Raw genomic sequence first — 20,372 nt, forward strand, 5'->3', positions numbered from 1 at the left:
ACATCAGCTGTGAGCTATTCGACCGGATAGGAACTCTGCTGGTTACCAGTACCGCGCACCACACACGCTGGAGCTCAACCGCCAGATCTCGCGCCCTCGGACGGCAACCAGTCGGCCGTAGCGTGCGTCCGGGGTGCTGCTCGTTCGGCTGCTCGATTCATCTCGGTGCCAAGCCTGTGCCCGGAGCAGTCGCTGCTGGCACCGAGAACCAGCGTCGGGCCGCTGTTGTCCGCCGCTTCGCGTGGCGTCCGACCAAGCGGGTGCTGGGATCTCGGGTCCGCTCGGACGCAGGTCGGCCAGTGCACAGCGGCAGCGGACGGCGGGGTTCACCCGATCGGGCTCCAGATCCGCATCGCGGGACGCCGATGAACCCGTGAGGGCAGCCAGCCCTGAACGACCAGTTGCACAGTGTGGAGGCCACATGTCGTTGAGCGTGAGTGGTGGGGACAACCCGGACATCGTCCATCTGCTGATGATGCGCAAGGCCATGTCCGCCGAGCAGACGCAGAGCGCGCAGTTGCTCGAGGGACTTCTCCAGCAGCCGGCGGCACCCACGTCCACTGCCCCTGTCAGCTCGACGCCGAAGGGGACGTTCTACCTCTGAGCCGCCGGGCCGACGTTCGTCATGCCGCGGCGCTCGCCGAGGTGCTGGGGCTGGCCTCGGCCGGTCCCGGGCTCGGCGACGTCGGTGCCGGCTCCGGGCTCGGCGACGCCGGTTCCGGCTCCGGGCTCGATGGTCCGGCCTCCTGCGGCGCCGGCGCCGGCTCCGTCGCGGGCCGGCGTGTGCTCTGCCCGTCCTTCTGGTGCGGTGGGGCGGTGGCTGCCCCAGGCCCGATCGGCACGACCTCGGTGTCCAGAATGCCGGCGAACTCACCGGCGATCCGGTCCACTTCTGCCTTGACCTGCAGGATGTCCAGCCCGGAGTTCCGCAGCGTGTTGAGCTGCTGACGCAACGAGGCGATGCCACGGCGACCGGCGCCGGTCAGGCGCACCTTGCCGTCGACGGTCTGCAGGTTCTGGTAGGCGTACGCCAGCGTCTGGCAGTTCGAGCAGTCGGAGTTGACGGCCAGCGCGAGGTTGACCGGAGCGATCACCTCGGCGTCACCGGTGACGATGACGCCCTCGAGGGCGATCGCGACGGTCTGGCAGTCGTTGCAGGACGCGGCGGCCACAGCGGCGTTGCCCGCATCGACGGTGGCCGCACCGGTGATGACGACTTTCAGGCGCACGGCGTACACCGTGCTGCCGTCCCTGGTGTTCACCGCGACGGCGGTGTTGTCGTCCCCGCCGGAGGTGGTGCCGGTCCCGTCGGCCGGGGTGGGTGAGCTCGCCGTGTCCGCGGTGCTGAGCGTGTCCAGCGGGCCGTCCAGCATGCGGCCGACGGCCAGCCCGCCGACCAACAGCGCGGCCAGCGCCAGGCTGGCAGCCGTGGCCAGCACGGCCGGCCGGTGGAACGCGGCGCGCAGCCGGGGTGCGGACAGGTGTGGGCGGTGCATCGGGTCCTCCTGGTCAGCCGGCCGGTGACGGCTCGGCGGTCGTGGCGCTGCTCGTGGTCCCGGACGTCGGCTCCGGCGACGGAGCGGCGTCGACCGTCTGCGGCTCGCTCGCCGGCGTCGTCGCGCCGCCTGTCGTCGCCCCGCTGCTGTCGGGTGCGCTGCTCGGCGTGCTGTCCGACGGGCTGCTCGACGCCGTGCCCGACGAGCTGCCGGTGGTGGGAGAGACCGCGGGCGCCGGCAGCTGGCCGCCGTCGGTGGTCGCGCCGTCGCCGGCGCCGTCGGGCGAGGATCCGTCGGTGCCGGCATCTGCCGCGTCGCCGGTGCCGAGCACGCTCGAGCTGCCTTCAGGTACGGCCGGCAGCGGCTCCTGCGCGTCGCCCGGCGAGCGCAGCAGCGGTGCCCCCCTTCCGAGGGTGGACAGCTCCCCGACGTGCTGCTGGACCGTCCCCCGCTCGCCGTCGCGGTAGGGAGTCAGCCGGCCGTCGGGGAACCAGGCGACGGCGAGCGAGACGAGAAGCGCAGCTCCGCCGGTGATCACGCCGAGCCGGCGTCCCGGCGAACCCTCCGACCAGCGCCAGGCGCCGGCCGCACCACGCCGAGCAACCCTGCTGAGGGTGTAGCTGATGCCCACGATCGGCAGCAACAACAGGATCAGCTGGGCGGCTGCGACGACGGCGACGGTGCCCCCGGAGGACATCAGCTGGCCGGCGAACCGAGCGCCGGAGTCCCAGCTGGTCGCCGCGATCCGCGGAGCGGCCAGCAGGAAGTAGCCCAGGTTCAGCACCAGGACGGGGACGAGGACGAACACCCAACCCGCGACGACGCGGCGCACCCAGGGCTTGAGCTCGGCGACCTCGGGCTCGGTGGCACGGAACGGGATGGCAGAACGCAGGACGGGGCCGATGCGCCGGAACAGGTCGGGCACGCCCACGAGGTCGCTGACGACGTAGTAGCCGTCCAGCCGCAGGAAGGGCAGCATCTGCTGCAGGACCTGAAGCTGCAGCAGGAAGCAGATCAGGACGAGCGGCTCGTACCTGGTGGCCGCATAGGTCAATGCCACCAGGACAACGATCATGGCGTTGACGTAGACGCCCCCGAGGTCGGTGCGCAGCCGGCCCCGCCGGTCCAGCCGGTAGGCGTCGGTGACGTCGGTGTAGAACGCCGGCCAGACGACGTAGATGCCCGCACCCATGCCCCCCGGCCGCGCGCCGCCGTACGCGCAGGCGGCAGCATGGCCGAATTCGTGCAGGGCCGCCGATACGACGAGTACGGCGGCCACGAGCAGGAAGACGAACGGCTGCTCCACCGTCGAGCGCAGCCCCGCACCGACGCCGTGGAGGAAGAACAGCCAGACGTCGACCGCCAGCAACCCCGCCACCACGGCCAGGACGAGCGGCGGCCAGAACACCGGCCGGACCACGCCCGCCAGGCGCTGCACGACCTTCGGCGTGAGCAGCCGGGCCCGCAGCCGGAGCCCGAGCAGGGGGTCGGACTCCTGCACCTCCGGGTCGGAACCATCGGCGGCGGCGAGGATCCCCAGCGGTCGCAGCTTGTCCACCAGAGCCTGCACGTTGTCGGCGCTGACGGTCTTGCCGTACGTCGCGCTGACCTCCGAGGCGATCTGCTGCGGAGTGCGCGTTCCATCACACTGCTCGGCGATCTGGTGCAGCAGCATCGAGAGTTGCACCAGTTGTCCGCCCGGGCGACGGGCGAGGTACTGGGGTGTCCGGTAGCCGGTCCCGGCGTACTCGCCGAGCAACTGGACGCCGTCGGCGAGCCGTGGCGGGCCGGCCTCGGCTCCCGGACAGGAAGGCGGAATCGTCCGGGTGTGTCGGCGCGCCGGACATCCGATCATCGGACGCTCGTCGACAGGCCGTTCCTGCGTGACGGTCATGGTCTCCCCAGGAGGACGCCGGGTGTGCGCCTGCCGCCGGGGCAGACGACACGCGGGACCTGCCTGGTCGGCAGGTCCCGCGGTCCGGTTCGTCGGGCCCGACGAGATCGCCGGGCGGTCGTGGCTAGTTGCTCTGGTCGATCGTGACGTCCTGCTCGGCGTTGGCGTAGGCCACCGAGTTGTCGGACAGGATGTTGGCCGCGACGGCGGCGTTCACGGGCGCGGCCAGGTTGGCGTTGATGAGCGACATCTGCTCACGGTCGGGCAGCTGCTCGCCGCCCTGCGCCTGGAGTTCGGCGTCGGTAAGACCTGCGTTGGTGTCAGTCATGACATCTCCTCGAGAGATTGATGGAACGGCTGGTCTGATCGCCGGGGTCAGTTCCCCTGGTCGATGTCGGCAACCTGGTCCGCGTCGGCGTAGGCGATGGCTCCGTCGGAGAGCACATTCGCGGCCACGGCGGCGTTCACCGGCACGGCGATGTTGGCATTCACGAGCGACATCTGCTCGCGGTCGGGGAGCTGCTCGCCGGAGGCGTGCTCGAGCTCTTCGGCGGACAGACCGGGCTGGTCGCTCATGGTTTCTCCTTCTGGTCGGGCGCGGGCGCGGACCGGGTGGACCGCGCCTGACGGATCCGGACGTGCTGCTGCGGCGAAGCGGCGCCGTTTGTCGGACGAGAGGACCAGACTTCAGGTCGGCTGCAACCGATGCCCGTCGCCCCGGTTCATCGACGCCGGGAACGGCTTTGGCCTCGTACGCGCCGCTGCTCCTTCACGGCACGACTCCTGCCCGGGAGGGCGACGCGCAATCTCACTCACCCGCAAGGTTGCCCTGTCCTGTGCGACAGCGGGCCGCCCCGGGACGACGTGCACCTCATGTGGACGACGTGCACCTCATGTGAGTGACATCCCTCGCCCGCGGCCCCGATCGGGCAGGTGCTTCACCTGACGCCCTGCGGGGCATGGGGCGGCCGTGGCCGACATCGACATCACCACTCTGATACTCGCCGAGCACGACGCCTTCCGGCGCACCTTCACCGAGATTGGACAGCTCACCGATCCAGAGCAGGTGGCAGGCCGTTGGCGCGACCTGTCCGAGCGGCTGGAGGTGCACGCAGCGGGGGAGGAGCAGATCTTCTACCCCGAACTGCTTTCCGAGGTGGACGACAGCGAGGGCGATACCGAACACGCGGTCAAGGACCACAACGAGATCAGGGAGGCGACCCGCAAGGTCGACGACCACGAGGTGGGCAGCCATGCCTGGTGGCAGGCCTTCCGGGACGCACGTGAGGCGACGGTCGATCATCTGGGCGAGGAGGAGAGCGACGTCCTGCCGCCGTTCAGGCAGGACGTGCCGGCGGACAAGCGCAGGGACCTCGGCATGCGCTGGGTGCACTTCCTCCAGCAGCACGCGGGGACGAGGGGGCTGTCCCGCGAGGAGCCCGATCCGGAGGAGTACGTCGAGGAACATACGCCCTAGGGAAGTACCGTCGTCCGCGTGAGCCTTGACGATCCGCGGCGACGGGTGCCCCGCACCGACGTCGCGCTCGCGGACCCGCGGCTCACCGAGGCGCTCGGCCGCCTCGGTGTCGAACTGGTCAAGGCGGCCGTCCTGCAGGCCCAGGCACTGGCGCGTACGGGGGAGCTCGCGCCGGAGAGCGTGGTCGACGCCGCCGTAGCCGCCCTGCCGCTCCGCGCGACGACGCTGCGCCCGGTGCTCAACGCGACCGGGGTCGTGCTGCACACCAACCTGGGACGCGCACCGCTGTCCGCCGCGGCGGTGGACGCGGTGGCCACCGCGGCCGGCTACGTCGACGTGGAGTACGACCTCGCGGACGGCTCCCGTGCACGGCGGGGACGCGGGGCGCTGGCGGCGCTGCGCGACGCGGTGCCGGACGCCGAGGACGTGCTGGTCGTCAACAACGGCGCCGCCGCACTGGTGCTGGCCACCACCGCGCTGGCCGCCGGCCGGGAGGTGGTCGTCAGCCGCGGCGAGATGGTCGAGATCGGCGACGGCTTCCGGCTCCCCGACCTCATCGCGAGCACCGGAGCGCGGCTTCGTGAGGTCGGCACCACCAACCGCACGCACCTGGGGGACTACGCCAACGCCGTTGGTCCTGAGACCGGCTGTGTGCTCAAGGTGCACCCGAGCAACTTCCGGGTCGAGGGCTTCACCAGCTCGGTCGAGGTCGAGGAGCTGGCCCGGCTGGGCGCCCCCGTCGTGGCCGACGTCGGCAGCGGGCTGCTCGCCCCCCACCCGCTGCTACCGGGCGAGCCGGACGCGCGTACCGCGCTCCGGGCCGGCGCCGCCGTCGTCACCGCCAGCGGGGACAAGCTGCTCGGCGGCCCGCAGGCCGGCCTGCTGCTCGGGCGCGAGGATGTCGTCGAGCGGCTGCGTCGCCACCCGCTGGCCCGTGCGTTGCGGGTCGACAAGCTGACGCTGGCCGCGCTGGAGGCGACGCTGCGTGGTCCGCTGACACCGACGTGGGCCGCGTTGACGGCCGATCCGGAGCGGCTGCGGGCGCGGTGTGACCGGCTGGCCGAGCTGGTCGGCGGCCACGTCGTCGCGAGCGCCGGGGCAGTCGGCGGCGGGGGCGCCCCGGGGCAGGTGCTGCCCGGCTGGGCCGTCGCGCTGCCCGCCGCCTTCGCCGTCCGGCTGCGTGTCGGCGACCCCTGCGTCGTCGGCCGGGTCGAGCGGGACCGCTGCCTGCTGGACCTGCGCTGCGTGTCCGAGCCCGACGACGAACGGCTGGCCGCGGCCGTACGCGCATGCACGTCGTAGCCACCGCCGGTCACGTCGACCACGGCAAGAGCACGCTGGTCCGCGCCCTGACCGGGATGGAACCGGATCGGTGGGCGGAGGAGCGCCGGCGTGGCATGACCATCGACCTCGGGTACGCCTGGACCGAGCTGCCGTCCGAGCAGGTTCTCGGCTTCGTGGACGTGCCGGGGCATCAGCGGTTCATCGGCAACATGCTCGCGGGCCTCGGTCCGGCGCCGGCCGTGCTCGTGGTCGTCGCTGCCGACGAGGGCTGGCGCCGCCAGTCCGGCGAGCACCTTGCCGCGGTGCACGCCCTCGGGCTGACCGCCGGACTGCTCGCCGTCACCCGCAGCGACCTGGCCGATCCCGGTCCGGCGACCGACCAGGCGCTGACGCAGCTACGGAGGTCCAGCCTCGGGGAGGTGGATGCGGTCGCCGTGTCGGGCGTGACCGGCGAGGGCGTCGAGGACCTCCGCGCCGCGCTCGACCGGCTGGTCGCGACGCTGCCCGCACCGGACACGACCTCACCGGTTCGCCTCTGGGTGGACCGTTCGTTCACCGTCCGCGGCAGCGGAACGGTCGTCACCGGCACGCTCGCCGCCGGCACCCTGCGGGTCGGCGACGAGCTCCAGCTCCGCGGTCGCAGCGTCCGGGTACGTGGGCTGCAGAGTCTCGGAGCGTCGTACGACGAGGTGCCGGCGGTGGCCCGCGTCGCGGTGAACCTGCGCGGTCTGGAGCGGGAGGAGGTCGTGCGCGGCGACACGCTGCTCACGCCGGGCGCCTGGCGCGAGACGGCGGGGATGGACGTCCGCCTCACGGCTGATCCCCGCTCGATGCCGTCGGAACTGGTGCTGCACGTCGGCTCGACCGGTGTCGCGGTTCGGGTGCGGCCGCTCGGCGAGGACACCGCCCGGCTGGTGCTGCACCGGCCGCTGCCGTTGCGCCCGGGTGACCGGGCGCTGCTGCGCGACCCCGGTGCGCAGGCGGTCACCTCGGGCGTGCTCGTGCTCGACGTCGACCCGCCGGAGCTACGCCGGCGCGGTGCGGCCGCCGACCGGGCGCAGACCCTGGCGGGAGCCGGTGGCGTGCCTGACCTCGCCGCCGAGGTGGCCCGCCGGGGAGCGGTCCGGAGCTCGGAGCTGGCGTCGCTCGGCGTACCGCTGGACGACCTCACGGCGGTCCGGGTCGAGGGGGACTGGCTGGTGGACCTCCGGCAGTGGCAGGCCTGGACCGCCGGGCTGGCGCGAGCCGTCGACGCCCACGCCGCGGCCGCACCGCTCGAGGCCGGTCTGCCCGCGGAGGCTGCCCGGCAGGCACTCGCGCTCCCGGACGCCCGCCTGCTGCCGGGCCTGCTGGCCGCCGCGGGGCTCGAGGCCGCTGCCGGCCGGCTGCGGCGTCCCGGCACGACACCGAGCCTGGGTGTGGCCGAGGCGGCGGTGGCTGAGCTCGAAGCCCGCTTGAAGGAAAACCCTTTTGCCGCAGCCGACTCGCCGGACCTGGACGCGCTGCGTCTCGGGCCGCGCGAGCTGGCTGCCGCCGAGCGCGCCGGCCGGTTGCTGCGGATCGGCGGCGACGTCGTGCTCCTCCCGGACGGCCCGGCCCGCGCCATGCGGGTGCTCGCCGGCCTGCCCCAGCCCTTCACCCTCAGCGCTGCGCGACAGGCGCTGGGCACCACGCGGCGGGTCGCCGTACCCCTGTTGGAGCACCTGGACGGCCGTGGCTGGACGCGTCGGGTGGACGACCGCCTGCGGGAGGTCCGGCGCGGAGGCTAGCGTCGGCACCTCCGACGAGAAGAGGTTCCTCATGCCCCAGGAAGTTCGTGGAGTCGTGGCCCTGGCCAAGGGCGCACCGGTGACGGTGGAGACGATCGTGATCCCCGACCCGGGGCCGCACGAGGTGGTGGTGCGGGTGGAGACCTGTGGGGTCTGCCACACCGACCTGCACTACCGCGAGGGTGGCATCAACGACGACTTCCCTTTCCTGCTCGGCCACGAGGCCGCTGGGCGGGTCGAGACCGTGGGTGACGCGGTGACCGCCGTGGCACCTGGGGACCGGGTCGTGCTGGCGTGGCGGGCACCCTGCGGGGAGTGCCGCGCCTGCCGGCGTGGCCGGCCCTGGTACTGCTTCGACAGCCGGCACTCCGGTTCGCCGATGACCCTGAAGGACGGCACCGCACTGACATCGGCGCTCGGCCTCGGCGCGTTCGCGGAGAAGACCCTGGTCGGTGAGGGCGCCTGCATCCGGGTGGACGAGCGGGCCGATCCGGCCGCGGCGGGTCTGCTCGGCTGCGGGGTCATGGCCGGCTGGGGTGCGGCGGTGAACACCGCGCCGGTCCGGCAGGGCGACACCGTCGCGGTCCTCGGCTGCGGTGGGGTCGGGGACGCGGCCATCGCGGGTGCGGTCTACGCCGGCGCGCGACAGGTGATCGCGGTCGACCTCGACGACCGCAAGCTGGCGTGGGCCACCGGCTTCGGCGCGACGCACACCGTCAATGCGGAAACGGGTGACGTGGTGCAGGCGCTGCGCGACCTGACCGGCGGCTTCGGCCCCGATGTGGTCATCGACGCGGTCGGCCGCCCGGAGACCTACCAGCAGGCGTTCCAGGCCCGCGACCTGGCCGGCACCGTCGTCCTGGTCGGTGTGCCGACACCGTCGATGCGGCTGGAGATGCCGCTGATCGACTTCTTCGGCCACGGTGGCGCCCTCAAGTCCTCCTGGTACGGCGACTGCCTGCCCACCCGCGACTTCCCGCTGCTGATCGACCTCTTCCTGCAGGGCCGCTTCGCGCTGGACGCCTTCGTCAGCGAGCGGATCGCGCTGGACGAGGTCGAGCAGGCGTTCCACCGGATGGAGCGGGGTGAGGTGCTGCGAAGCGTGGTCGTGCTGGAAGCACGCGGGGAGGGGACCGTGCTGGAAGCACGCGGGGAGGGGACCGTGCTGGAAGCACGCGAGGAAGGGACCGGGCTCTGATGGCCGCGCGTATCGAGCACCTCGTGACCAGCGGCACCTTCAGCCTCGACGGGCAGACCTTCGCGGTCGACAACAACGTGTGGCTGCTCGGCAACGACGACGAGGTGCTCGTCATCGATGCGCCGCACGACCCGGAGGCGATAGAGGCCGCGATCGGCGACCGCACGGTGGTGGCGGTCGCCTGCACGCATGCGCACGACGACCACGTCCGCTACGCACCGGAGCTCGCCGAGCGACTGACGACCGAGGTTCTGCTGCACCCGGACGACCGGGTCCTGTGGGACCTCGTGCACTCACGGCACGAACCGGACGGCCCGCTGCGCGAGGGTCAGGTGCTCCACGTCGCCGGCACACGTGTGCACGTGCTGCACACCCCCGGTCACGCGCCCGGTGCCGTCTGCCTGTCGGTGCCCGATCTCGGCGTCGTCTTCAGCGGCGACACGCTCTTCTCCGGCGGGCCGGGGGCGACCGGGCGCAGCTACAGCGACTACCCGACGATCCTCGACTCGATCAGGACCCGGTTGTTCACCCTCCCGCCGGAGACCCGGGTGCTGACCGGGCACGGGGACGAGACGACGGTCCGCGCGGAGGCCCCCTCGTACGACGAGTGGGTCAAGAAGATCGACGGCTGACTGCGCGCCTGAGCGGTCAGCAGGACGTGTTCCGCCGCCGGGCTGTCGCGGTGATCAACGCCGGACTTACGCACTTTCCAGGCGTCGCGTATGTGAGGAAGTCCGGCGTTGATCACCGGCCGGTGACGGCGGCCTGACCTGTCGGGCCCGGCTCCGCACGGCCGGCCGGACATCGCCGGGAGCCCGGACGTGTCGGCGCGTCAGACGCCGACGAGGCGCCTGCTCGACGGCCGCAGGTAGACCACCCAGGTGAGGGCCGCGCAGGCCAGGTAGAAGGCCATGAAGACCACGTACGCCGCGGTGCCGTCGCCGTAGGCCAGGAACGACTCGCGGAACGCGATCTGCACCAGCACCCCGCCGAACGCGCCCACCGCCCCGGCGAGGCCGACCAGTGCACTGGCCAGCCGGCGGTCCTGTGAACTCGTCCGTCCGCCGCCGGACGCGACGCTCCCCATCGTCTCGGCATGGAAGATCGCCGGGATCATCTTGTAGACCGAGCCGTTCCCGATGCCGGTGAGCGCGAACAGCACCGTGAAGGAGCAGGCCAGCAGCGGGATGGAGTCCGACCTCGCCGCGGCCAGCACCACGGTCGCGGCCGCTGTCATGGCAAGGAAGTTCCAGAAGGTCACGGTGGAGCCCCTGTAGCGGTCGGCGAGCAGGCCGCCCACCGGGCGGATCAGTGAGCCCGCGAAGGCACCGAGCCAGACGTAGTAGATCGGCCGGTCGGCGCCCGCGGCGGCCAGCACCTGTCCGAAGGCGAAGCCGAAGCCGATGAACGAGCCGAAGGTCCCGATGTAGAGCAGGGAGATGATCCAGGTGTGCCGGTGCCGGCTCACCTCGCGCATGGCGCCGCGGTCGTTGGTGGCCACGGTGAGGTTGTCCATCCGGGACCAGGCGAGTGCGGACACCACCACGACGAGCGGGATGTAGAGGTAGAGCATCACCCGCGGGTCGGTGTCCGGCCCGTGAGCCAACAGCACCAGCGCGCCGACCACCTGCACGGCGGCGACGCCCAGGTTGCCGCCGCCGGCATTCAGACCGAGCGCCCGCCCCTTGAGGTGCTGCGGATAGAAGTTGTTGATGTTGGCCATCGACGAGGCGAAGTTGCCGCCGCCGACCCCGGCGACGGCCGTCACCAGGAGCAGCGTCGCAAGAGACACCCCAGGCTGGAGCAGAACCACCGCGAGCAGCGCCGGGACCAGCAGCAGCAGGGCCGACACGACGGTCCAGTTGCGGCCGCCGAACTTGGCGATAGCGAACGTGTAGGGCAGCCGGACGAAGGCGCCGACCAGCGCAGGTGTCGTCGTCAGCAGGAACTTGTCGGTGACGGTGAAGCCCCAGACCGGCTCGGGCATGAACAGCACCATCACCGACCACAGCACCCAGACGGAGAAGCCCACGTGCTCGGACAGGATCGAGAAGACCAGATTCCGCTTCGCGGTCCGGGCGCCGACGGCCGACCAGAACTGCGGGTCCTCGGGCTCCCAGCGGTCGATCCACCGGGAGGCCCGGCGCTGCAGCAGCGCGTCCTCGGTCAGCGGTGTCCTGACAGCGGTGCTGCCGAGATCGGCCATGTCGCTGGGTACGGGGCGCGCGGGCACGCTCACGAGAACTCCTGCAGGAAGGCGATGGCGGCGGCGCCGCTCGGTGTCGTCCCGGACGCTAAGGAGTCGTGATTGCGACCCGGTCGCCTTCAGGAGGACGTGCGGTCACCAGCTGCTCACAGCGGCCCGTCCGCACTGTGCGGCGGCCAGCGTCAGGCGTCGACGGCCGCCAACCGGTAGCCGCGCTTGACGACCGTCTGCACGACGGCGCCTGCGGGTCCGAGCGCCGTCCGGAGCCGCGCGACGGTCATCTCCACGGCATGCTCGTCGGCCGGTTCGTCACGCCAGGCGGTGCGTAGCAACTCCGGCCGCGACAGGACCCGGCCGCCACTGTCCACCAGGGCCGCCAGCACTCCCGTCTGCCGCGCGGTCAACTGGACCGGGACACCGTCGACCACCACCGCGTGGCCGCGCAGCTCGAGTCGGTGACCGGCCGCCTGGACCGTCCGGGTGCGACGGGCCGGCAGCTGCTCGACCACCGTGCGCACCAGCGCCCCGAGCCGGGCCCGTTCCGGCTGCACGGTCGGTACGCCGAGCCGCTCGAGCGGTGCGGCGGTCACCGGTCCGACGGCCGCCGCCAGCACGGGCCCGGTCAGCGCCTGGACGAGCGCGCCCTCGCGGCCGTCCTCGCGGGCGGTGGTGAGCAGACTGGCCACGGCCGGTGCGCTGGTGAAGGTGACGCAGTCGACGGCTCCGGCCACGACCTGCTCGACGAGACGCCGCAGCGGGCGGATGTCCTCGGCGGGAAGCCAGCGGTAGACCGGGATCTCGAGGACGTCGGCGCCCGCCGAGCGCAGAGCCGCGGTGAACTCAGGCAGCGGCTCACCATGCAACTGCACGGCCACCCGCCGCCCCTGCACCCCCTTGGCCAGCAGCCGGGCCAGCACCTCGTCGGTGGCCTCGGAGGCCGGGGACCAGGTCTCCGCCAGGCCGGCAGCGCGGACGGCGCCCGTGGCCTTGGGCCCGCGGGTGAGTAGCTCGGCGACAGTCAGACAGGCCCGCAAGGACTCCCCGAGCCCCCAGCCGTCCGCCGCCTCCATCCAGCCACGGAAACCGATGCCGGTGGTCACGACCACGACGTCCGGGGCAGTGGCCACGCAGGCCCGCGTCACGGCGAGCAGCTCCTCGTCGTCGTGCGTCGGCAGGATGCGGATCGCCGGCGCCTCCACGACCCGGGCACCCCGCCGCACCAGCAACGAGGTCAGCTCCTCCCGCCGCCGGGCAGCGGTCACCGCGACCGTGAAGCCCGCCAGGGGTGAAGCATCGGTGGTCGCCTCGGTCAAAGCCGTCCTCCCTGAGCGGTCTGTGGTGCACCGCCAGTGTCTTCGCTGCAGGTTGCCGCGGTGTTTCCACCCGGTGTCACCGGACGGTGCACGACGCGCCCGCCGGAGGATGAGCACCTCGTCACCTGACCGGAACACGCGGGACACCAGCGCGGCATCCGCCTGCTGCACGGTCGTCCCGTGCCCTCCTCACTGCTGCCGTCCACGACGACCTCCACCCACTGCCCCTACTGCGCGCTGCAGTGCGCCATGACCCTGACCCCGGTCGATCGGGGAGCGGTCGTCGAATCCGGCCCCGGTGGGCTCTGTCACAAGGGCTGGACCTCGGCCGCCCTGCTGGACTCGCCGCGCCGGCTGTCCGACCCGCTGGTCCGGGACGGCCGACACGGCCGGCTGCGGGAGGCGACGTGGGAGGAGGCGCTCGACCGCGCTGCCGACGGCTTTCGCAGGGCGCAGGCCGAGCGGGGGGCCGACGCCGTGGCTGTCTTCGGCGGTGGCGGGCTCACCAACGAGAAGGCCTACTTGCTCGGCAAATTCGCGCGAGTGGTGCTGCGGACGTCCCAGATCGACTACAACGGCCGCTTCTGCATGAGCAGTGCCGCTGCGGGCGCGCTGCGCGCCTTCGGCCTGGACCGCGGGATGCCCTTCCCGCTGAGCGACCTGGCCGACGCCGACTGCGTGGTGCTGGTCGGCAGCAACCTCGCGGAGACGATGCCGCCGGTCGTGCAGCACCTGTCCCGCCAGCGCGCCGCCGGCGGCAACCTGGTGGTCATCGACCCCCGGCGGACACCCACCGCTGCCGCTGCCACGCTGCACCTGCAGCCGCAGCCGAGCACCGACCTCGCACTCGCCAACGGCCTGCTGTTCCTCGCGATCGAGTCGGGCTTCGTGGACGAAGCCTACGTCGCCGCGCGCACCACCGGCTGGGAGGCGGTACGTCGGACGGTCTCGGCCTACTGGCCCGCGAGGGTCGAGCGGCTGACCGGGGTCGCGGAGCCGGACCTGCGGACCGCGGCACGGCTGCTGGGTGAGGCCGGCCGGGCGCTGGTCCTGACCGCACGCGGGGCCGAGCAGCACGCGCACGGCACCGACACCGTCAGCGCCTGGATCGACCTGGCGCTGGCGCTGGGGCTTCCCGGCACGCCCGGCTCGGGCTGGGGCTGCCTGACCGGCCAGGGCAACGGTCAGGGCGGTCGTGAGCACGGGCAGAAAGCCGACCAGCTGCCCGGCTACCGCCGACTGGACGATCCCGCGGCGCGGGCACACGTCGCCGCCGTCTGGGACATCGACCCGGACGACCTGCCCGTCCCCGGCCGGTCGGCGTACGAACTCCTCGACGCCCTCGGCACGCCGGACGGACCGTCGGCCCTGCTGTTGATGGGCAGCAACCCGCTGGTCAGCGCGCCGCGCGCAGGGCACGTGCAGAAGCGGCTGGCGGCGCTGGACCACCTGGTCGTCGCGGATGTCGTGCTCTCCGAGACCGCCGCCACGGCCGACGTCGTGCTGCCGGTGGCCCAGTGGGCAGAGGAGGGCGGCACGACCACCGACCTGCAGGGCCGGGTGCTGCTGCGTCGCCGCGCGCTCCACCCCCCGGCCGGCGTCCGTACCGACCTGGAGGTGCTGGCCGGACTGGCCGGGAGGCTCGGCTCGACGGCGGCGTTCCCCACCGACCCGGCTGCGGCCTTCGACGAGCTGCGGCGGGCCAGCGCGGGAGGGGCGGCCGACTACGCCGGCATCAGCCATGACCGGCTGGCGGCGGGTGAGGTGCTGCACTGGCCCTGCCCACACGAGCGGCATCCGGGCACTCCGCGGCTGTTCCTCGACGCCTTCGCCACGCCGGACGGCCGCGCGCGCTTCGTCCCGGTCGAACAGCCGGATCCGGTCGAGCCGGTGGACGCAAACTGGCCACTGCTGCTGACGACCGGGCGGGTGGCGGCGCACTATCAGTCGGGCGCGCAGACCCGGCGCATCGACGCCCTGAACCACACGACACCGGCACCGTTCGTCGAAGTGCACCCCTTCCTCGCCGAACGGCTCGAGGTCCAGGACGGCGAGCGGGTCCGGGTGAGCACCCGGCGCGGCGAGGCGGTGGTGCGGGCGCGCCTGACGGACACGCTGCGCCCGGACACCGTCTTCGTGCCGTTCCATTGGGCCGGTCGTGGTCGGGCCAACCTGCTCACCAGCGACGCCCTGGACCCGGTGTCGAAGATGCCGTCGTTCAAGACCTGTGCGGCGCGGATCGACCGGCTCGTCGAGGCCGCCCGGTGACGCGCGTCGTGGTCGTCGGCAACGGGATGGCCGGCGCGCGCCTGGTCGACGAACTGGTCCGCCGCGACAGCCAGGTCGAGGTGACCGTCTTCGGTGCGGAGAACCGCCCGGCCTACAACCGGATCCTGCTGTCCGACGTGCTGGCCGGAAAACGCCGGCAGGACGAGATCGCCCTGACCGCGGTGTCGAACCGCGTGGTGCAGCGGCTGGGCACCGTCGTGACCCGGCTCGACCGCGCCGCACGCAGGGTGCACGCCGACGACGGGAGCAGCACGCCGTACGACGCCCTGGTCCTGGCCACCGGCTCGACCGCGCTGGTCCCGCCGGTGCAGGGGATCGCCGGGCCGGACGGACGTCTCCTGCAGGGCGTCCACGTCTTCCGGACGCTGGACGACTGCGAGGCGATCACCGCTGCAGCCGGCCGGGCGAGGCGGGCCATCGTCGTCGGTGGCGGTCTGCTCGGGCTGGAGGCGGCCCGGGGGCTGCTGGCCTGTGGACTCCAGGTGGACGTGGTCGAGGGCGCCGGTCACCTGATGGAGGTGCAGCTGGACCCGGCCGGTGGAGCGGTGCTGCGCCGGGCGGTGGAGTCACTCGGTGTGGGCGTGCATCTCGGCGCGTTCGCCGCCGGTGTGACCGGCGGCAGGTCGGTCACCGGGCTGCGCCTCGGCGACGGGCGGCACGTCGAGGGCGACCTGGTCGTGCTGGCCTGCGGCATCCGCCCGCAAGTCGATCTCGCCCGTTCGTCGGACCTGGCCGTGGACCGGGCGGTGCTCGTCGACGACATGCTGCGCACGAGCGACCCGCACGTCTACGCCCTCGGGGAGTGCGCGCAGCACCGCGGCAGCGTCTACGGGCTCGTCGCGCCCGCCTGGGAGCAGGCCGCCGTGCTCGCCGACGTGCTGACCGGTCGCCCCGCGTCCTACACCGGCTCGCGGCTGGTCACGCGGCTCAAGGCGATGGACCTGGAGGTCGCCGCCATGGGGGAGAAGGCACCGGAGCCGGCCGACTCCGGTGACGGCCTCGAGGTGCTGACCTTCACCGACCCGGCGCGGCACGTCTACAAGAAGGTGGTGGTGCGCGACGGCGTCGTGACCGGCGCCCTGCTGCTCGGCGACCTGTCCAGCGCCGGGACCGTCACGCAGGCCTTCGACCGTGCGACACCGCTGCCGGCCGACCGGCTGCACCTGCTGTTCGCCGGTGTCGGCCGGGCCGGCCAGGTCGACGCGAAGGACCTGGCCGACGACGCCGTCGTCTGCACCTGCAACGCGGTCACGGCCGCGGCCGTCCGCAGCTGCGCTGCCGACGGCTGCCGCACGGTCGCCGACGTCGCCTGCGCCACCCGGGCCACCACCGGCTGCGGCAGCTGCACCCCCTCGGTCCGGCGCCTGGTCGAGACGACCCCCTCGACACCCGTGCTCGTCCCGGAAAGGAGAAGCGCATGACCCGGAGAACCCTCGTCGTCGTCGGCCACGGGATGGTCGGCCACCGCCTGGTCGAGCTCGCCGTAGAACGCGGCCTGATCGCGGACGGCTGGGACGTGGTCGTGCACGCGGCCGAGCCGGTGCCGGCCTACGACCGGGTCGGGCTGTCCTCGTGGTTCCGCGGGACCACGGCCGACGAGCTGTCCCTGGTCCGCGACGGATTCTTCGACCATCCGGCGCTGGACCTGCGGCTGGACGACAGCGTCGTCAGCATCGACGTCGACGCCCGCACCGTCACCTCCCGGTCCGGCCACGTCACCGCGTACGACGCGCTCGTGCTCGCGACCGGCTCGACCGCCTTCGTCCCGCCGGTGCCTGGTGCGACCGGAGCGCACCGGTTCGTCTACCGGACGCTGGAGGACCTGGAGCGGATCCGGGCCGCGGCGTCCGGTGCACGCACCGGTGCGGTGGTCGGCGGTGGGCTGCTCGGACTCGAGGCGGCCGACGCCCTACGGTCCCTGGGGCTGGACACCACGGTCGTCGAGTTCGCCCCGCGGCTGATGCCGGTGCAGGTCGACGAGGCCGGCGGGCAGGCGCTGCGCCGGCTCGTCGAGGAGCTCGGCGTGCACGTGCGGACCGGTGCGTCGACTCAGCGCATCGAGGAGACCGGCGACACGCTGCGGATGGTGTTCGCCGAAGGCGAGCCGCTGGAGGTCGACCTGGTCGTCTTCTCCGCGGGTATCCGCCCGGACGACGCGCTGGCCCGCAGTGCCGGGCTGCAGGTTGCCGAGCGTGGCGGCGTCCTGGTCGACGACGCCTGCATGGCCAGTGCTTCGGACGTCTACGCGGTCGGTGAGTGCGCCAGCGCCGCCGGCCGCTGCTGGGGTCTGGTCGCTCCCGGCTACGACCAGGCCGCCGTGGTCGTCGACCGGCTGCTCGGCGGGGACGGCGCGTTCACCGGAGCGGACATGTCGACCAAGCTGAAGCTGATGGGCATCGACGTCGCCAGCTTCGGTGACGCCCATGCCGTCACCCCCGGCGCGCTGGAGCTGGTCTGGGCCGACCCGGTCGCCGGCGTCTACAAGAAGCTGGTGGTCAGTGACGACGCCCGGCATCTGCTCGGCGGCATCCTGGTGGGGGACGCCTCGGCCTATCCGGTGCTGCGACCGCTGGCCGGCAGCGACGCGGCGATCCCCGGCAACCCGGCCGACCTCGTTCTCCCGGACCGTGCCGGCGGGCCGGTCGGGGTCGGCGCCGCCGCGCTGCCGGGGTCCGCGCAGGTGTGTTCGTGCCGCGACGTCAGCAAGGGCGAGATCTGCGCCGCGGTGACCGACGGTGGCTGCCGTGACGTCGCCGCCGTCAAGGGCTGCACCGGTGCCGGGACCGTCTGCGGTTCCTGCGTGGGGCTGGTCAAGGAGCTGGTCGCGACCGAGCTCGACGGCCTCGGCGTGACCTCCTCGAACGCGCTGTGCGAGCACTTCGACCTCAGCCGCGCCGAGCTGTTCGAGGTCGTGCGGGTCAAGGACATCCGCAGCTGGAGTCGGTTGCTGAGCGAGCACGGCCGTGGGCGCGGCTGCGACATCTGCAAGCCCACCGTCGCCTCGATCCTGGCCAGCCTGGACAACGGCTACGTCCTCGACGGCGAGCGCGGCACCCTGCAGGACACCAACGACCACATGCTGGCCAACCTGCAGAAGGACGGTACGTACTCCGTCGTCCCGCGCATCCCCGGCGGCGAGGTCACCCCCGAGCACCTCATCGTGATCGGCCGGGTGGCCAAAGACTTCGGGCTCTACACGAAGATCACCGGCGGTCAGCGCATCGACATGTTCGGTGCCCGGGTGGAACAGCTGCCGCCGATCTGGAAGCGACTGGTCGACGCCGGAATGGAGAGCGGCCACGCGTACGGCAAGTCGCTGCGGACGGTGAAGTCCTGCGTCGGGCAGACGTGGTGCCGCTTCGGAGTGCAGGACTCCACGACCTTGGCCATCGAGCTGGAGCTGCGCTACCGCGGGCTGCGCAGCCCGCACAAGGTGAAGATGGGCGTCTCCGGGTGTGCCCGCGAGTGCGCGGAGGCGCGCAGCAAGGACTTCGGCGTGATCGCCACCGAGAGCGGGTGGAACCTCTACGTCGGCGGCAACGGCGGCTTCCGTCCGCGGCACGCCGACCTGTTCCTGCAGGACGTCGACACCGACACCCTGGTCCGCACGATCGACCGGGTGCTGATGCTCTACGTCTTCACCGCCGACCGGCTGCAGCGCACCGCCCCGTGGATCGAGTCGATGGACGGCGGGCTGGAGCATCTGCGGGCCGTGGTCGTGGACGACAGCCTCGGCCTATGCGCCGAGCTCGACGAGGCGATGGCGCGGCACGTCGAGACCTACTCCGACGAGTGGGCCGACACGCTCGCCGACCCCGAGCGACTGGCCCGCTTCACATCCTTCGTGAACGCCCCGGACGTTCCCGACCCGAGCATCGCGTTCGTCGAGGAACGCGGCCAGATCCGTCCTGCACGTCCCGACGAGAAGCCGCTCGTCGCCGGTCCTGTCCTGGAGGTGGTGCGCTCATGAGCGCTTTCCGATCGATCTGCCCGGCTTCCCGGCTGCCCGTCGACCGGGGGGTCGCCGCGCTGGTCGACGGTGAGCAGGTGGCCGTCTTCCGCACCGCGGACGGCGACCTGCACGCGGTCTCCAACCACGACCCGTTCAGCGGGGCGATGGTGCTCTCCCGCGGCATCGTCGGCAGCCGCGGCGACCGGTCGACGGTCGCCAGTCCGGTGTACAAGCAGGTCTTCGACCTGGCCACGGGGGAGTGCGTCGACGACCCCGAGGTGCGCCTGGCCGTCCACGAGGTACGCGTGCGGAACGGCATGGTCGAGGTCGCCCTCCTGACGCGGGCGCTCAGCGCGTAGGTCCGGCGGCTGCGACGTAGAGTTTCCCCGGTGAAGGCTCCCCTGATCGACGTCCCGGTGAGGGCGCCGCTGGTCGACGGCTTCGGCCGCGTGCACACCGACCTGCGGCTGTCCCTGACGGACCGCTGCAACCTGCGCTGCACCTACTGCATGCCCGCCCAGGGCCTGGACTGGCTGGCCAAGCCGGAACTGCTGACCGACGACGAGTTGGTGCGCCTGGTCGGCGTGCTCGCCGGGATGGGTGTCCGGACGGTCCGCCTCACCGGCGGCGAGCCGCTGCTGCGTCCCGGCCTGCCCGGGCTGATCGCCCGCCTCGCCTCGCTCGGCGTCGCCCTGTCGCTGACCACGAACGGCCTGGGGCTGGCCCGCCAGGCGCAGGCGCTGCGGGACGCCGGCCTGCGACGGGTCAACATCAGTCTGGACAGCCTGCGACCCGAACGGTTCGCCGAGCTGACCCGCCGGGACCGGCTGCCGGACGTGCTGGCGGGGCTGGCGGCCGCCAAGGCCGCGGGGCTCGAGCCGGTGAAGGTCAACGCCGTGCTCATGCGCGGCGTCAACGACGACGAGGCCGCCGACCTGCTGGAGTGGGCGCTCGGACAGGGCTATGCGCTCCGCTTCATCGAGCAGATGCCGCTGGACCCGCAGCACGGGTGGGACCGGGCGACGATGCTGGACGCCGAGGAGATCCTGGCCCGGCTGGGCGAGCGGTGGTCGCTGACGCCGGTCGAGCACCGTGGCAGCGCACCGGCCGAGGAGTTCCTGATCGACGGCGGGCCGGCCACGGTCGGGGTCGTCGGCTCGGTCACCCGGCCGTTCTGCTCGGCCTGCGACCGGCTGCGGCTGACCGCCGACGGCCAGGTGCGCAACTGCCTGTTCGCCCGTGAGGAGTCCGATCTGCGGACGGCGCTGCGGGACGGGGCCGGGAACGACGAGCTGGCCGAGCGGCTGCGCGCAGCGGTCGCCGGGAAGAAGCAGGGCCACGGCATCGGCGAGCCGGGCTTCGTCCAGCCGGACCGGCCGATGTCGGCGATCGGCGGCTGAGCCGCAGGGCCGGCTGTGCACAGCCGCGGGACGCTGGAGAAGGCGGGTCCGGCCGCGCGGGCACAAGGCCGACGTGCCGCGCGTTGTCACAGGC

At 72.8% G+C, this 20,372-nt stretch carries 16 protein-coding genes and 1 pseudogene; 11 read left to right on the forward strand and 6 right to left on the reverse strand.

Going from position 1 to position 20,372, the window contains the following annotated elements:
* Nucleotides 1-421: 421 nt before the first annotated feature.
* Entirely contained in the window at nt 422-604 is a 183-nt protein-coding gene (locus WD794_16655) for a hypothetical protein (GenBank protein ID MEX2291944.1), read from the forward strand.
* 19 nt (nt 605-623) lie between these two features.
* Here the strand turns inward: WD794_16655 and WD794_16660 are convergent, their stop codons facing one another.
* The 4 genes from WD794_16660 to WD794_16675 form a co-directional block, all read right to left on the reverse strand.
* Nucleotides 624-1,496 carry a hypothetical protein gene (locus WD794_16660; protein MEX2291945.1) on the reverse strand — a complete coding sequence of 291 codons (873 nt, stop codon included), beginning with the start codon at nt 1,494-1,496 and terminating at the stop codon, nt 624-626.
* Between the two features lie 13 nt (nt 1,497-1,509).
* On the reverse strand, nt 1,510-3,390 hold the full coding sequence (locus tag WD794_16665) for a hypothetical protein (GenBank protein ID MEX2291946.1): 1,881 nt from the start codon (nt 3,388-3,390) through the stop codon (nt 1,510-1,512).
* 124 nt (nt 3,391-3,514) lie between these two features.
* A complete protein-coding gene (locus WD794_16670) occupies nt 3,515-3,718 on the reverse strand; it encodes a hypothetical protein (protein ID MEX2291947.1) in 204 nt (67 codons plus the stop codon).
* Between the two features lie 47 nt (nt 3,719-3,765).
* Nucleotides 3,766-3,966 (reverse strand): hypothetical protein, encoded by a 201-nt coding sequence (locus WD794_16675; protein MEX2291948.1) that lies wholly within the window; start codon nt 3,964-3,966, stop codon nt 3,766-3,768.
* A 394-nt stretch (nt 3,967-4,360) separates the two neighbouring features.
* Here WD794_16675 and WD794_16680 point away from each other — a divergent pair, with 394 nt between their 5' ends.
* From WD794_16680 to WD794_16700, 5 genes and pseudogenes are all read left to right on the forward strand, one after another.
* On the forward strand, nt 4,361-4,867 hold the full coding sequence (locus WD794_16680) for a hemerythrin domain-containing protein (GenBank protein ID MEX2291949.1): 507 nt from the start codon (nt 4,361-4,363) through the stop codon (nt 4,865-4,867).
* 18 nt (nt 4,868-4,885) lie between these two features.
* Nucleotides 4,886-6,169: an L-seryl-tRNA(Sec) selenium transferase gene (selA, locus tag WD794_16685; GenBank protein MEX2291950.1), complete on the forward strand. Its 1,284-nt coding sequence runs from the start codon at nt 4,886-4,888 to the stop codon at nt 6,167-6,169.
* Nucleotides 6,157-7,920 carry a selenocysteine-specific translation elongation factor gene (gene selB, locus WD794_16690; GenBank protein ID MEX2291951.1) on the forward strand — a complete coding sequence of 588 codons (1,764 nt, stop codon included), beginning with the start codon at nt 6,157-6,159 and terminating at the stop codon, nt 7,918-7,920. Before selA ends, selB begins: the two co-directional genes overlap by 13 nt.
* A 31-nt stretch (nt 7,921-7,951) precedes the next feature.
* Nucleotides 7,952-9,034: pseudogene (locus tag WD794_16695) on the forward strand (S-(hydroxymethyl)mycothiol dehydrogenase).
* Nucleotides 9,035-9,117: 83 nt separating this feature from the next.
* Nucleotides 9,118-9,750, forward strand: coding sequence for an MBL fold metallo-hydrolase (locus WD794_16700; protein MEX2291952.1), 633 nt, complete (start codon nt 9,118-9,120; stop codon nt 9,748-9,750).
* Nucleotides 9,751-9,950: 200 nt separating this feature from the next.
* On the opposite strand, the gene WD794_16705 is transcribed toward WD794_16700, so the two are convergent.
* Together WD794_16705 and WD794_16710 are read right to left on the reverse strand one after the other, a co-directional pair.
* A complete protein-coding gene (locus WD794_16705; GenBank protein ID MEX2291953.1) occupies nt 9,951-11,357 on the reverse strand; it encodes an MFS transporter in 1,407 nt (468 codons plus the stop codon).
* Nucleotides 11,358-11,506: 149 nt separating this feature from the next.
* The gene (locus WD794_16710) at nt 11,507-12,637 is read right to left on the reverse strand and encodes a uroporphyrinogen-III synthase (protein MEX2291954.1); all 1,131 of its coding nucleotides are present in this window, start codon (nt 12,635-12,637) and stop codon (nt 11,507-11,509) included.
* Nucleotides 12,638-12,817: 180 nt separating this feature from the next.
* On the opposite strand from WD794_16710, the gene WD794_16715 reads away from it, so the two are divergent.
* Genes WD794_16715 through moaA form a run of 5 tightly spaced genes read left to right on the forward strand, consistent with a single transcriptional unit; the run spans nt 12,818 to nt 20,278 of the window.
* Nucleotides 12,818-14,905 carry a molybdopterin oxidoreductase family protein gene (locus WD794_16715; protein ID MEX2291955.1) on the forward strand — a complete coding sequence of 696 codons (2,088 nt, stop codon included), beginning with the start codon at nt 12,818-12,820 and terminating at the stop codon, nt 14,903-14,905.
* On the forward strand, nt 14,902-16,347 hold the full coding sequence (locus tag WD794_16720) for an FAD-dependent oxidoreductase (GenBank protein MEX2291956.1): 1,446 nt from the start codon (nt 14,902-14,904) through the stop codon (nt 16,345-16,347). The genes WD794_16715 and WD794_16720 overlap by 4 nt, the downstream gene beginning before the upstream one ends.
* Nucleotides 16,344-18,896 carry a nitrite reductase large subunit NirB gene (gene nirB, locus WD794_16725; GenBank protein MEX2291957.1) on the forward strand — a complete coding sequence of 851 codons (2,553 nt, stop codon included), beginning with the start codon at nt 16,344-16,346 and terminating at the stop codon, nt 18,894-18,896. Before WD794_16720 ends, nirB begins: the two co-directional genes overlap by 4 nt.
* On the forward strand, nt 18,893-19,237 hold the full coding sequence (gene nirD, locus WD794_16730; GenBank protein MEX2291958.1) for a nitrite reductase small subunit NirD: 345 nt from the start codon (nt 18,893-18,895) through the stop codon (nt 19,235-19,237). Before nirB ends, nirD begins: the two co-directional genes overlap by 4 nt.
* A gap of 30 nt (nt 19,238-19,267) precedes the next feature.
* Nucleotides 19,268-20,278, forward strand: coding sequence for a GTP 3',8-cyclase MoaA (moaA, locus tag WD794_16735; protein ID MEX2291959.1), 1,011 nt, complete (start codon nt 19,268-19,270; stop codon nt 20,276-20,278).
* Nucleotides 20,279-20,372 lie beyond the last annotated feature (94 nt).

The organism is Mycobacteriales bacterium (assembly GCA_040902655.1).
Taxonomy (GTDB): domain Bacteria; phylum Actinomycetota; class Actinomycetes; order Mycobacteriales; family SCTD01; genus SCTD01.

Bases quoted from the DNA above. Each gene is read 5' to 3' on its own strand.
- nirD (MEX2291958.1), top strand. From the start codon at position 18,893: ATGAGCGCTTTCCGATCGATCTGCCCGGCTTCCCGGCTGCCCGTCGAC.
- WD794_16675 (MEX2291948.1), bottom strand. From the start codon at position 3,966: ATGAGCGACCAGCCCGGTCTGTCCGCCGAAGAGCTCGAGCACGCCTCC.
- WD794_16655 (MEX2291944.1), top strand. From the start codon at position 422: ATGTCGTTGAGCGTGAGTGGTGGGGACAACCCGGACATCGTCCATCTG.
- WD794_16700 (MEX2291952.1), top strand. From the start codon at position 9,118: ATGGCCGCGCGTATCGAGCACCTCGTGACCAGCGGCACCTTCAGCCTC.
- WD794_16660 (MEX2291945.1), bottom strand. From the start codon at position 1,496: ATGCACCGCCCACACCTGTCCGCACCCCGGCTGCGCGCCGCGTTCCAC.
- WD794_16665 (MEX2291946.1), bottom strand. From the start codon at position 3,390: ATGACCGTCACGCAGGAACGGCCTGTCGACGAGCGTCCGATGATCGGA.
- selB (MEX2291951.1), top strand. From the start codon at position 6,157: ATGCACGTCGTAGCCACCGCCGGTCACGTCGACCACGGCAAGAGCACG.
- WD794_16670 (MEX2291947.1), bottom strand. From the start codon at position 3,718: ATGACTGACACCAACGCAGGTCTTACCGACGCCGAACTCCAGGCGCAG.
- nirB (MEX2291957.1), top strand. From the start codon at position 16,344: ATGACCCGGAGAACCCTCGTCGTCGTCGGCCACGGGATGGTCGGCCAC.